This is a genomic window from Chamaesiphon polymorphus CCALA 037, assembly GCF_003003845.1.
GTDB lineage: Bacteria > Cyanobacteriota > Cyanobacteriia > Cyanobacteriales > Chamaesiphonaceae > Chamaesiphon > Chamaesiphon polymorphus.
In genome coordinates, this window is the sequence record NZ_PVWO01000131.1 from 1 (window position 1) to 12,634 (window position 12,634).

At 44.2% G+C, this 12,634-nt stretch carries 15 protein-coding genes; 5 read left to right on the plus strand and 10 right to left on the minus strand.

The window, feature by feature from the left end; translation table 11 throughout:
- Positions 1-62: 62 nt before the first annotated feature.
- From C7B77_RS12165 to C7B77_RS29935, 7 genes are all read right to left on the minus strand, one after another.
- Complete coding sequence (locus tag C7B77_RS12165; RefSeq protein ID WP_106304731.1) at positions 63-707, minus strand: hypothetical protein; 645 nt, start codon at positions 705-707, stop codon at positions 63-65.
- Positions 708-764: 57 nt separating this feature from the next.
- Entirely contained in the window at positions 765-1,232 is a 468-nt protein-coding gene (locus C7B77_RS12170; protein ID WP_106304733.1) for a globin family protein, read from the minus strand.
- Between the two features lie 89 nt (positions 1,233-1,321).
- The gene (locus C7B77_RS12175; protein WP_106304736.1) at positions 1,322-1,672 is read right to left on the minus strand and encodes a hypothetical protein; all 351 of its coding nucleotides are present in this window, start codon (positions 1,670-1,672) and stop codon (positions 1,322-1,324) included.
- Positions 1,669-2,397, minus strand: coding sequence for a V4R domain-containing protein (locus C7B77_RS12180; protein WP_106304739.1), 729 nt, complete (start codon positions 2,395-2,397; stop codon positions 1,669-1,671). The genes C7B77_RS12175 and C7B77_RS12180 overlap by 4 nt, the downstream gene beginning before the upstream one ends.
- 117 nt (positions 2,398-2,514) lie before the next feature.
- Entirely contained in the window at positions 2,515-2,985 is a 471-nt protein-coding gene (locus C7B77_RS12185) for a 2Fe-2S iron-sulfur cluster-binding protein (protein ID WP_106304742.1), read from the minus strand.
- Between the two features lie 22 nt (positions 2,986-3,007).
- Positions 3,008-3,865, minus strand: a complete 858-nt coding sequence (locus C7B77_RS12190; protein ID WP_106304745.1) for a hypothetical protein — start codon at positions 3,863-3,865, stop codon at positions 3,008-3,010.
- 322 nt (positions 3,866-4,187) lie between these two features.
- On the minus strand, positions 4,188-4,352 hold the full coding sequence (locus C7B77_RS29935; protein WP_181243832.1) for a hypothetical protein: 165 nt from the start codon (positions 4,350-4,352) through the stop codon (positions 4,188-4,190).
- A gap of 77 nt (positions 4,353-4,429) precedes the next feature.
- Here C7B77_RS29935 and C7B77_RS12195 point away from each other — a divergent pair, with 77 nt between their 5' ends.
- Together C7B77_RS12195 and C7B77_RS12200 are read left to right on the plus strand one after the other, a co-directional pair.
- Positions 4,430-5,614 (plus strand): hypothetical protein, encoded by a 1,185-nt coding sequence (locus C7B77_RS12195; RefSeq protein WP_106304748.1) that lies wholly within the window; start codon positions 4,430-4,432, stop codon positions 5,612-5,614.
- 123 nt (positions 5,615-5,737) lie between these two features.
- On the plus strand, positions 5,738-6,292 hold the full coding sequence (locus tag C7B77_RS12200; RefSeq protein WP_106304751.1) for a hypothetical protein: 555 nt from the start codon (positions 5,738-5,740) through the stop codon (positions 6,290-6,292).
- Between the two features lie 110 nt (positions 6,293-6,402).
- Here the strand turns inward: C7B77_RS12200 and psb34 are convergent, their stop codons facing one another.
- From psb34 to C7B77_RS12215, 3 genes are all read right to left on the minus strand, one after another.
- On the minus strand, positions 6,403-6,576 hold the full coding sequence (psb34, locus tag C7B77_RS12205; RefSeq protein ID WP_106304754.1) for a photosystem II assembly protein Psb34: 174 nt from the start codon (positions 6,574-6,576) through the stop codon (positions 6,403-6,405).
- Between the two features lie 125 nt (positions 6,577-6,701).
- A complete protein-coding gene (locus C7B77_RS12210) occupies positions 6,702-8,741 on the minus strand; it encodes an amylo-alpha-1,6-glucosidase (protein WP_106304757.1) in 2,040 nt (679 codons plus the stop codon).
- A gap of 123 nt (positions 8,742-8,864) precedes the next feature.
- The gene (locus tag C7B77_RS12215) at positions 8,865-9,227 is read right to left on the minus strand and encodes a hypothetical protein (protein ID WP_106304760.1); all 363 of its coding nucleotides are present in this window, start codon (positions 9,225-9,227) and stop codon (positions 8,865-8,867) included.
- A 337-nt stretch (positions 9,228-9,564) separates the two neighbouring features.
- On the opposite strand from C7B77_RS12215, the gene C7B77_RS12220 reads away from it, so the two are divergent.
- The 3 genes from C7B77_RS12220 (at position 9,565) to C7B77_RS12230 (ending at position 12,560) form a co-directional block, all read left to right on the plus strand.
- Positions 9,565-10,113, plus strand: a complete 549-nt coding sequence (locus tag C7B77_RS12220) for a COP23 domain-containing protein (RefSeq protein ID WP_181243833.1) — start codon at positions 9,565-9,567, stop codon at positions 10,111-10,113.
- 81 nt (positions 10,114-10,194) lie between these two features.
- Positions 10,195-11,061 (plus strand): S1 family peptidase, encoded by an 867-nt coding sequence (locus C7B77_RS12225; protein WP_106304766.1) that lies wholly within the window; start codon positions 10,195-10,197, stop codon positions 11,059-11,061.
- Between the two features lie 2 nt (positions 11,062-11,063).
- On the plus strand, positions 11,064-12,560 hold the full coding sequence (locus C7B77_RS12230) for a tetratricopeptide repeat protein (RefSeq protein WP_106304770.1): 1,497 nt from the start codon (positions 11,064-11,066) through the stop codon (positions 12,558-12,560).
- The last annotated feature ends 74 nt before the right edge of the window (positions 12,561-12,634 follow it).

The window sequence follows — 12,634 nt, forward strand, 5'->3', positions numbered from 1 at the left end:
GGTGGCTGGGTGACGTCTCACTCCCATGCCTAAAGCCTAAAGCCTAAAACCTAAAGCCTACTCTACAGAGAGTTGAGGGTGTCGGGAAACAACATTCCGGTATCGAGGTGGGAACGTTCGATCGATTCGATATGTGATATGCTGCCGACTAAAAACTGAAGCGATGCTGGAGCTTGGCTCCAATTACTGGCACATGCTCTGAGTTTTTGGTTTGTTAGTGCCGAAAACCAACCTGCCAGAAACCCAGATTCGAGACTAAACGAACGGTATGTGGCATTAGTTTCAATCGGGGCATTACCACCGATGCCAGAATTGGCGATCGAGACTACTAATAGTCCCCTTTCGGATAAACTAAAATCGATCGAGGGTCTACCCAAACCATGAACTGCCCATGCTTCGCCAACGTTGACAAAAAATTCGGCAGCGATCGTGTCTAAGATGGGCTGGCGATAATACTTAACCATCTCGTGCATCACGCGATTGCAAAAAGTTTTGCCCCAGTTGTCACCAAAAGTGTACAGAGCTAGATAGGAAGCTTCTCCCGCCTCCGCCCGCAAGGTTTTGGGAATACTGCGTAGTAACAATTCCGGTACGGCAATCAAGCGATCGCCATTTCGTGTAGACAGCAATCCCGAAGCTGGGTGAGATTTGACATAGCCTTTAGGATTAAAGCAATTTGCTGGAATGCGAATTGTAGCGGCGTTCATAGTTTAGGAATTAGAGAATCGGGGTGAGCGGGTAGAAGCGATTGTCTGCTTGTAAAATTAAATAGCCGCGATGGCATCTTGGGCGATCTTAATGTATGGCTTTAATAAATCGGCATGTGCCTGTGGTAATTCTGCATAAACTGCTTCTAATAAGAACTTGTATCCTTGATACTGTCTCAATCCCATCGCTTGCAAGATATTTTTTTGCCAGTGGATAAAACGATCTTTCAACATTTCTTCGTCTTGCAAAAGCATGGCCAAAGAATACGCTCTCAATCCCAAAGTCATGTCGCGACGGCAGCGATCGATTCCCAGTTCGCTCATTGCTTCCTCTTGAAAAAATTTACTATCTTCCATTGCTGTGATGGCTCGATCGAGAATCTCTTTTTCTTTAGATTCGATCGCGAGATAAGCCTCTTTACGTTCTGCCCAAGAAGAAATAACATGTTCTAACTTGCGGATATCTTGCTTGCTAGCATAAGAGCCATCAGCACCATCAACTAATGCTTCTAATAATGTAATCATTTCCTAAAAACTCCGTATAGATCGAATGTAATTCTGATAGATATGCACAATGAATATCTTTACCAACCTAGAAATCTTAGCTGCGATATTTAATTTCTAGAAACGTCGTGAGGCCGACCGACTGGAATACGATCGGAGCCTTGCTCTTGCAGGATCGTTAGTTCGGGAACCTGCCATTTAACTCGATCGAAGAGCGCGCCAACCGTAATCAATCGCTCGCGTTCGCGGCGTTCTAGTTCGAGCTGCCGTGCTAACTCTTGCTGCCGTGCTAATTCGGCAGCAAGTCGCTCCTGTCGTTCCTCTCGCTCTTGTCGTTCGTCATGAAGTGCTCTCGAATTTCTCTGTTTTGGGCTAAATAAAACTCTAGCCAAGCGAAAGATCCCACGAATAAACCGAACTATCGGATTTCTTTTTAATTGACGATGTTTGTGACTTTTCATACTGTACCTGCGGCGATCGATGTTTTTGGTTCGAGATCCATTTCTCCAGCTTCAAAACGCTCAGCAATCTCATTAGCATTTGCACCAGAAGCAATCCAAAATTCAGCGGCTTGGATTCTCTCCTCAGAACCAAGTAGAAACCGACAAAAATCATTACCCATTGCGTAGCATTGAATTTCTGTACTGCAAAGATTTTGCTCAAAGGCAACGCTAAAAAAGCCAGCGAGAATGCCTGCGTATAAATGGCAAACTGGTTTGCCCATATATCCTAGAGACTTAGCAACTGCCGAATCATACAAATCGACATAGAAAAAGCCACTGTCTTTATTACTGAGATTGGGAGACCAAGCACCCCAACCCTGTGCAGTATACGGCCACCACCATGTTTCCATCGCGAATGCCACATTGGATGTCTCTAAAGTCAAACCGTAGAATTCCTGAAACCAGGATTGAAATAGTACGGCATCCTCCTTGCCCCACTCATAGCCGATCTGATAGCACAACCAGCCAGCGGCTTCGCCCACTTCATGTTCTAGTCCTTTGAGCAGCGAGACGATGAAGTCTTCGCCAACTAGTAAATTGCGCTGACGGTGATAGTCGGCAATCTGGCCCCGTTCCATGTCAAACTCAAAAAAATCGGCGCGACTGTAGTGACAGACGTCCCGTGTAGAGGGAATGGGAACGGGGGCATTCGGAAAAACTTTTCTTTGAATATTAGATATCATAGGTAGCTCTTATCTGAATTATCGGTCTCGATCGCCAAGACAGCTTGCATATTCAGGACGATCGGGCCAAAATATATTCTGCCTTACTTATTTATCCCAATTTCGATCGGATTATTGCTATTTTTTAGATAAATAATCGGCAAACTTGCTACTAGATTCTTTCATTTTCTCTAGAGCCGAGCGTAGTACCAATTTTCCGGCTTCGACTAACACCTCACCTGTCATCGGGTGGATTAGTGTTTTGTCGGCTTTGCGACCGATTTTCGTTTCCAGATCCTGCTCTGACTGCACGAAAGTTCCGATCGGTAACTCGATGACTACACCTTCGCCGATGGCGCGAGTTTGACAGGCCAATCTCGCCCCAGGACGCTCGATTTTGGTAAACTGCAAGGTCATCTTTTCTTGTTGAGTTGGTTGGGTTAATGATTCCGCACCTCCTACAACAAAAAAGTGACAAGATGCACACATGCCCTGCCCGCCACATATTTGGTTGACGAGGACGTCGTTTTCTTTAAATACAGATAGCAACGTAGAATTATGTTCGGCTGCTACTTGCTTGCCTTCGATCGTGATAGTGACTGTGGCCATGGGATCTTTAAGTTGGTTGTAATTAAGTTTTTGATAAAAGATACGTTGCTATTGGTGAGATAGGAGAATTATTTAATATCACTCTAAAGTCAATAATAATTCGCTCGCATTCCTCAAGAAAAAAATGTACCCATAAGCGTAGGCTACGGATATCTTCGGCTGTTAATTCCCGCTCTAATATATTCTCATGGCAACTGAGTTGGCTAAAGTGATCTGCCGACCAATTCTGGATAAATGGATATTCTTCACTACTCCGCTCGTGTGCTTTGCGCCAGTAATTACCCTGAGCTAGAGGGCCAAAGTAATTATTGCTAAGGGCGACGATTTCTTCTAATGCGGCCAGCATCATGCGACCGGATATCTTTGGCTTTGGTATTGTTTCAGCAGGTTGATTCACAAGCTTGCTAGTTTTTGGCGGCTCGCTAGCTAGAGGTTCGGGATGGGGATCTATTGGCTTATTAATCGATCCCTGATGAATGGCATTTAGGTTGCCTAGTAGTTGATTTAAATTACCAGCATCTCTACTAATCACATCTGTTAGGCCGCAAGTTTTCACTAATTGGCGAAAAGAATCAATGATTACACCTTGTGAAGAGAGCAATACAATCGGTAGATCCTTCTGCGCTCGATGGCATTTTTTTGCAATTTCTGAGTAATTAGAATTATCTATTTTGCCTAGAACTACTACTTGATATTGCTCCCTGATGACACTTTCTATAAGTTGATAATATGTTTTAACAATCTGAACTCCTACATGAAGATCTAGATCGATAGTTGCTTTAATGCGATCGATCTCTGCTGGATCTGATTCTGCTAATAAAATTTTAATTGTTGGCAGATCGGCATCGATCGTACTTTCAACTTGACTACTTGTATGCATCTCTTTCTATGTAACAGTTATTATAGAAATATTGAAGGGTCGCGCAAATATAGATCGCATTAAAAATACCCGATCCTTACAAGATAGCTATTGCCTATCCTGTGTCACATGTCATATCTCAATTATTATGCCCACATCCTCAAGCGAGATCGCACTTCGATGGAGATTTCGCTAACAACATCTGTTTTGGTTCGGCTATCTACTAGCTAGCGAACGATTCGATCGCGATTTTGAGGATGACTCGAAGTGTGGCAAGAATGTATATGTCAAATTTATAACAAGCTAGTTGAGTGTGCCACTGGCACAACTGTCCATTACAAATCTACACATAACTACCATAAATATACACGGAGAAGTTTACAAACGGCAATATACTCGATCCCTGAAAATCGAAACTTACTTTGGGATTGAGCTTCAAGAATTTAATTTCCTGTCGCTCGATCGCCAATAGCGATCGAGTCAATGTAAAAAAAGTGACACACGTCATACGTATTTCTGCTTTTTAGCGCGTACAGTCGATATGTAAGCAACTATCAGCTCGCATCGTCAGGGAAGAAATACACAATGAACGCGCATCCTCAGTGTCTACCAGCCACTAGCTCTCGGCAACAACAACAGTCGAATGTAGTCTTACTATCTAGCAAGCAGCCGCTGCCAGAGATGTTAGTCGAAGCGTTGCAAACTCAAGTCACAGGCTCGGTAGAGCGGATGCGCGATGTAGCAGCGCGGATTGCGGTAGAAGTAGATCGCATCTGTGCTAAAAGCGAGCGCATCCAAAACTCTGGGATCGGCGAATCCTGGCGCGTAGGGTTAGCACGTCACCGTGTCTCTAAATGTCTTTATTACTATCAATTAGGATCTCGCCAAGGTCGGATCGAACTGCACAGTCACCTTAGTTCGATTATATACCGCTATATTACGATCCCTCAATCGCAACTGGGATTTCAAGCACGGTACTTGCTGATTGAAGACTTTCTGCAAGAATTTTATACTGAGTCGATCAAAGCTTTTCGACGCGAAAATGAGTTGGGCGAAACTTATACCCCCCGCAGCTTGCTGCAATTAGCGGAGTATATGGTGTTTACCGAATGCTATGCCAAGCGGCGGATTCATTTACGGTTTGGCAGCAGCCAACAACTGATCGTCCTGCGCGCTCAAACTTTTGCCAAACGTCAGCCGACTGAAACATCTGTCGATATCGAGCAAGCATTTGAAACCGCACGCGAAGAAGATGGGGATAACGGATCGAAATTGATGCAGCAGATTCGTGCCAAAATGGTATCGGATAATGTCGATGCCACCGATGAAGTTTTACGCGATCGAGTAATTGAAGAATTGATTGCCTATCTCAAAGCTCAAGATCGAGCGGATTGTGTCGATTATTTGCTTCTGAAAATGGAGGATATGTCCGCACCAGAAATTGAAAAAACTTTAGGACTGAGTAGCCGCGAACGCGACTATCTCCAACAGAAATTTAAATATCATCTCGAAAAATTTGCCCATGTGGCCAACTGGGAATTAGTCCATCAATGGTTGGGTGCAGAAGTCGATCGCAAGCTCGGCTTGACAGACCGCCAATGGGAAGTATTCTCAGCACAATTATCGATCGAGCAGCAAACATTCGTCCACCTCAAACAGTCCAATCGGAGCAATGAGTCAATTATGAAGGCATTGCGATTGACAGAGAAAAAATTTCAGCTCCGGTGGTCGGAACTATTACAGCTAGCCGCACAAATCAGAAATCAGTAAGTTAAATATCGTCTCGATCTCGATCGATATCGCTCGATATCCATTGCGATTTATTTAGTCGATCTGTAAAGTTTAGGTTAAAATTAGAAAGACAATCGATAACTAAGACAGTTTAATCTGAATGTGAATTATCTGCCTGTCTGTAATTATAATGTTGCCAATTGGTGCGATGCGCGCGATCGCCAGATCCCCCAACAAGTTACTCCGGTTGTGGGAAACTTACCCACTACTTGTCCGGTAAAATCGACCGAACTAAGCAATCTCTTGGTGCGGGATTTACCCAGCTATGCCAATCGACTGATTCAACAACGTCGCAAAAGAACCGATACATTGTATAGTTCGATCGTCGCGGCGAGCGAGCCGGAATTAAAACCGATCGAGATCGTCAGTCGCGAATATTCAACCCAATTTCCTCAAGCCGCTCCGACGCAAGTATTTATCACAACACTCGAAGATCAATATACAGGGAGTCGAGTAGCAAAAATCCAGCAGTTTCACTGGCTGTTTATCGCCCAGACGCGTTTGGGTTGGCGACTAGTAAGTATTTATACCCGAACTGGGGGATTTCCCATTGCCACAACCCTAATTTCACCCCCGATCGAAAGTAGTAAAACGATCGTGGGCGAAGCAATTGCCATCTGGCTCAATGACTGTTATTTAGGCAAGATTAGGGCATAGGTTTTAGGTTTTAGGCTTTAGGCTTTAGGCGTTGGCACTGCGTTCTTTATTTTTTCGCTCCTATTTGCCTCATCTCACTACACCCTACCTCCTACCCTCTACCCTCTAATTTAAGATACAGCCTTAGCAACGAAGATCGAGCCGACTACTAAAATTAAACCAAGTACGCTAACAACCAGATAATTGCGCTTGCTATCGGTACTAGTGGATTCAGCGACATACATTTTTGGCTCAGTCGGAAAATTATTGAGCCGATTGTCGCCGTCATTATTGATATAAGGCATCGCTGGTAACCTCCGTCTGTTAAAAAAATTAATTAAATTTCATCCATCTTACGATCGAGATTGCTACTCGATCGGTATAAATACTCATAACGTAATAAAAAGTTGCGAACGGCTTGAGTGAGTGCTTACTGTCGCTCGGTTGCTACCCAGGCTCGCAATACTTCAGCCACCGTCCAAGCTTGAGCGATACAGCCGCGTGGAGCCATCGGGGCATCCCCATCAAATATTTCGCTACATGTACCCAAGCCATGCGAGCGCAAATGATGCACCATTGGTTCCAAGAACTGTCTGGCTTGGGCGGAATCGCCATACACCTGCAAATGCGCCACCACAAACGCACCCAACAACCACCCCCAAGTCGTACCCTGATGATAAGCACCATCCCGCTGCAATCGATCGCCACCGTAGCAACCCCGATACTGAGGATGGTTGGGAGCAAGCGATCGCAAGCCGTGTGAAGTCAATAATAATCTGCCGCAAATATCGATCGTGCCACGTTGTTGAGTCGGTGTTAGGAGTGGTGCATAACCCTTGACGCCGTTCCCGGGAAGAGATATGGCAAAAATTTGATTGGGGCGCAAGGATGGATCGTCGCCATCGGGACTGTCGAGCAGGTCGTAACAATAGCCTGTCTGAGGATTCCAAAAGCGGGAAAACTTGGCTAAAGTGCGATCGGCGATCGCTTCATATTCGCGATAAGGTTTGCCAAGCTGACGGGCAAACTTGGCCATCGTCCTCAATGCGGTATACCAGAGGGCATTAATTTCGATCGGCTTACCAATGCGGGGTGTGACGACCCAATCATCGACTTTGGCATCCATCCAAGTCAATTGAACGCCTGCTGCGCCAGCGTATAACAACCCATCGCTAGGATCGAGGTGAATATTGTACCGAGTGCCACGACAGTGCCAATCGATAATATCTGCTAGCACCGGGAAAAGTTCTGCGAGTAAGTCATCATCTGCGGTGGCATCGTAGTAACTCCGAATTGCCTCAAAATACCACAGCGTCGCATCTACAGTATTATATTCTGGCACTTCACCTACATCGGGAAAGCGGTTGGGCAACATGCCCCGATCGACATATTTGGCAAAGGTTAGCAAAATCGAACGCGCAATATCCGCTCTTCCCGTCGCGATCGTCAATCCCGGCAGACTAATCATCGTATCGCGACCCCAATCGCCAAACCAGTGGTAGCCAGCAATAATGGTTTTACCCGTGGGTAAATCGTTGACGCGACGATCTACGATAAATTGGTCGGCAGCTAATACCAGATGCTCGATCCAAGCAGGGCTATTTTGTTTGTGGGTGATGGTTGCGGGTCGATTATGTTTCCACAAATTGAGGAGTTTTTGCTCGCGTTCGCGGTAGAGTTTGAGAACTTTGGCTCCATCTAAATTAGGCTGGGCTTCAGTACTAGCGACAAACACGATCGATTCGCCCAGATTGAGGGTAATCTCCCAGGTAGCAGCATGGAGATGGTCTTCGCGATCGGTCAATCCTCGGTACCGTTCGACGGCGAGATCGAAGTTATAGTACCAATCGTGAGCTGGTGTGGCAGTAGCCCGATCGATTGCTAGATACAATGGTTTAGCACCTGGAGCGGCAGTAATACAAACTCCGCGATGCTCTCCCGAAGTCGCTGCGATCTCGGATGGCTCGATATTCATCCGCCAACCATCGCTATGAGTATCGCCATGAAAGTCGCGATAATTCACCAAGGCTTTAATGCTTAACTTGAGTGGTTTAGTGGCACGGCATAGGGTATAGCGAACGTAGGTTGTATTAGCTCCATATTGCATCCAGATCCGCTTTTCTAGCAGCGCATCAGCACAAGCAAACCGCCACCGAGGAATAGTACCTTCTAAGGCAAAACTCTCGATCTGACGATAGCCACGAGGATTGACGCTACCATCCGCCCAGCGATCGGTATGCAGAGCATAGACGATATCATCGTATGTTGCTACTTCATCCAATTTTGCCAGCAACAAAGTTCGTCCCAAGGGCGGCTGTAATGCCGCAACGAGTAAGCCGTGATAACGTCGCGAGAGCACCCCAGCCACAGTGCCAGAAGCATAGCCCCCAATCCCATTGGTCACCAGCCACTCTCTTGTTTGGGCACTACTGAGATCTCCACAAATTTCTCGCCCAAATTCGATACTCATCTGACAATTTTTACTTAAATAATCGCTTGGGGAATCGACTCTCTACAGAGAGGCTTTGCCAATAACCGATCCCACTCGCTACTCAATTATATTGTGGGGCAGGCGATAGCTGACAAAAATTGCTTAGTCCGGTTGGTCTAATGCAAAGAGTTGGAGATCGACAGCACTGAGATAATCGCGATCTGTCAGCACATCTGGAGTTAATTCTTTAGCCAGAATGGCAGCTTTGACAACATCTTTGGCCGTAATCGTTCCGAACCGATAAGCCGATATGAGCGAAGCAAATCCAGGTATCCCTTGACTGCGGTATTGACCTTGATATGCCAGCGAAACCAGCACAAAAGGGGTAATTTTGGTAGTTACAGTCTGTGGATTTTGAGTTATTAGCACTACATTCTTGTGGGCAACACTTTCTGCTCGCACGGATGTAGTGACGAGCAAAGCGAGATAAAAAATCGATCGACTGGCAATTGCAATGTACTTCATACGTTAAAATCGAGCGATTATTGCGCTTAGTTACCATTATAAAACTCTGTGCTGATGTGGTGGAGATCGCGGTTAGATGCTTGCGCCACTGCTGGGACTGAATTTTTAAGTCTGCCCGTGCAGAAATTGTAACAATAGTCCCAATTTAGATCGGTGACTGCTACTATTACAAATAGTATAGACAATGGAACTTGCAGGTAAAATTGCCTGTCTGGAATAGCTAGTTAGAATCCAACAAGTTTAGATTTCAACTGTTAACTTCGATCGTCAATTTCGATCGCTCGTACCAGATTATAAAATTATGAAGATCTTGAAATTAAAAGCTAGATTGCTAGGGATGACTGTTACTTTAGGCAGTATTTTCCTACTACCAATGCTACTCTTACCAGCATCGAGTCAAACTTTACCTACCACCACTTTTGCGTGTATCAAAAAAGGTAACGAGCCTGTGACAGTGGCCCGTAGAGGCGATCGGATAACTTCTCCGATGATTACGTGGCGGGATAAAACTTGGGGTTCGTACACGCCCGAAAGACGCTGCCAAATTGTCAGTCAACGGCTTACTCAAGCAGTAGCTGGTAGTGGCAAACTCAGCAGCCTAGATATGACCCACGGTCTCGTAAATTCGATCCCGGTAGTTTGTTATATTACTAAAAAAAGTGAGAAATGTAACTCGGGAAATATCTTATTTAGCTTGAAAGCATCAGAACGCGGACAAGAACAAAAAATCATTAACGAATTGTTGAATTTTAGTAAATTGGGTTCTGGATCGGGTACGGTTCGAGGCGGTAGCACGGTACCGAGCATGACACCAAAAACATACGGAGATGCGATCGAGAATGCCTTTAGCGTAGCAAATCCCAACGACACCGACGACATTAAGTAATAACCGCTCTTAACTGAGGAGTTAGGAGCTAACATACAATTCTAACTCCTCAACAATTTTACATGTATTATCTATAAGTTAATGTTAGATAAAAAGCAGTTAATTGTCCCGCTCGCTATTGCCACTATAGTAATGGCTGGCATTGTCGGATGGGAAATTAACAAGCGCATGTCGGTAAATACGGCGATTACCAGCCAGCCAAGTCCGGGAGTTACTAAAGAGCAAAACTTAACTAGCGAGATCGCGAAATCTCAAAACTCGATCGTAGAAAAGATCGCCAAAGAAGTCACAGTCAGAGTTTTTACTGAATCTGTACCTGGCTCTGGCGCGATCGTTTTCCAGCAAAGCAAGGGTCGTCAAGGTAACATTTATAGCGTACTCACCTGTCAACATGTAATTGCCGACAGCAAAAAAGGTGTGTATCGAGTGTTATTACCTGATGGGAAAATTTATCCAGCGAGAGTCAAATCTACGCCCAAGTTAAAAGGTTTGGACTTAGCGATAATTGAATTTGATAGCGATACTATTTATCGAGTAGCCAAACTCGGAAAATCCGATCGATTAGGAACGAATACATCAGTTTATGCGGCGGGATTTCCCAATCATCATGTTGTTAATTCCGCACAAATCGAAGATACCAGCGATTGGGGTCTGCACGCATTTCGGGTCACTACGGGCAAAGTTGGTTCGATCTCGCCCCAGCAGTTACCGGATGGATATAGTTTAGGTTATACAAATGAAGTTGCATCGGGCATGAGTGGCGGCCCAGTATTTAACGATCGCGGAGAACTAATCGGGATTAATGGTAGATTAAAGTATCCCGTGGAGGGTATCGATGCGTTTGTATATGCTGATGGCACCAAACCTTCGATCGAGGTTTTTCAGCAAATGGAAGCGTTGAGTTGGGCAATTCCGATCGCCACCTATCAACAATCATTCAATAAGTAATAATGGAGAATAGTGCGATCGATACAGATAATTCGCTAGATGTCCAGTTTAATTCGATCGACTTACTCAAAACTTATCTAGGTCGAGATTACGAGCTACTTTCTCTAAAAATAATCGCAACTTTACAATATTTCGATCGAGTTAATTATTTAGAGTTAACTGACGAAATTCGATATTTTCTTAATGCTTTTGTCAAGAGTTTTTTATACATCTTCACGCAATCAGACTATATATTAAGCGATGGGGATGGAATTAAATTTATTCAACTTAACTTAATTATCTCGAATCTAGTAGCGATTTCTGATTTTAGAACGACCGATCCGTATTTAGAGCTGCTCAAGATGCAGCCGAAAAATTATGTAAAAATTCTCACGCTCTACTCAGCCAGAAATACCGTTAAATTCGATCGACTAGCTCTCTTTGATGCCAGTCCACAACTCGCCAATCGTTGGTATTCGCATTATCTAGAAATTTTCCGCACGGGATTGGTAAATAGTGTCGTCTATCAAAATTTGCGCGAACATATTATTTATACAGACGATCGCTTAACAGATTTTCATCGCATTGAAGTATTATACTTTGGGGTAACTTATATCGATGGCGATCTCGATCGAATCCTCAAGCAAAAAATCAATCGGGCGATTCAAAATAGCCAGTTAATTAAAAGTATTAAGATTGAAAATTATCCTCACCCTCGCAAAATTGCGATCGCATCGGCATTCTGGTTTCCGCAACATTCAGTATATCGAATTCTTTCTGCCTGTATTGCCCAACTTACCGATAGTTACGAACTGACTCTCATCCATTTAGGCGATCGTCATGTAGAAATCGACACTCAATATTTTCAAGAAGTGAGATATCTGCAAATCGATGGTAATACTTTCGATCCCAGCGCGATCGCTCGTAATGAATTTGCAGCAATTTATTATCCCGATATTGGTATGTCTTTAGAAAGTATCTTACTTGCCAATCTCCGGATCGCACCAATTCAAATCTGCGGATTAGGTCATCCTGTTAGCACATTTGGCAGTGAAATCGATTACTTTATTAGTGGCGAAGCTGCCGAAATTACCGATCGTCCAGAAGTTAATTATTCAGAGCGGCTGGTATTATTGCCAGGTTTAGGTGCTATTAACAATCGTCCTAATTATCAACCAAATCTGGCAATCGATCGAGCGACCGAGCGGCCAGCTAAATTTATTATTAATTGTCCTTGGTACGCTCAAAAAGTAAATTACCTACTATTACAGTCGTTACAACAAATATCGCAAACGGCAAGCAAACCGATTTTATTTAGATTGTTTTCAGGGGGTGGATTAACAATTAAAAATGACTTTCTACCCTTCGTCAAAGATGTAGAGCAGATCTTAGGACAAGATTGCGTTTGTGTATATCCCTATAAAACTTATAATGAATATATGGATCTAATGGCAGCAGGCAACCTATGCTTAGATTCTTATCATTTTGGCGGTTTTAATGTCACGATCGATGGACTATAAGTAGGTAGGTGGGGAAATAATAAACTGCATAAAGTTTTGTCACGGAACTGGAGAGTTGGAGAATTTAAAGCGTT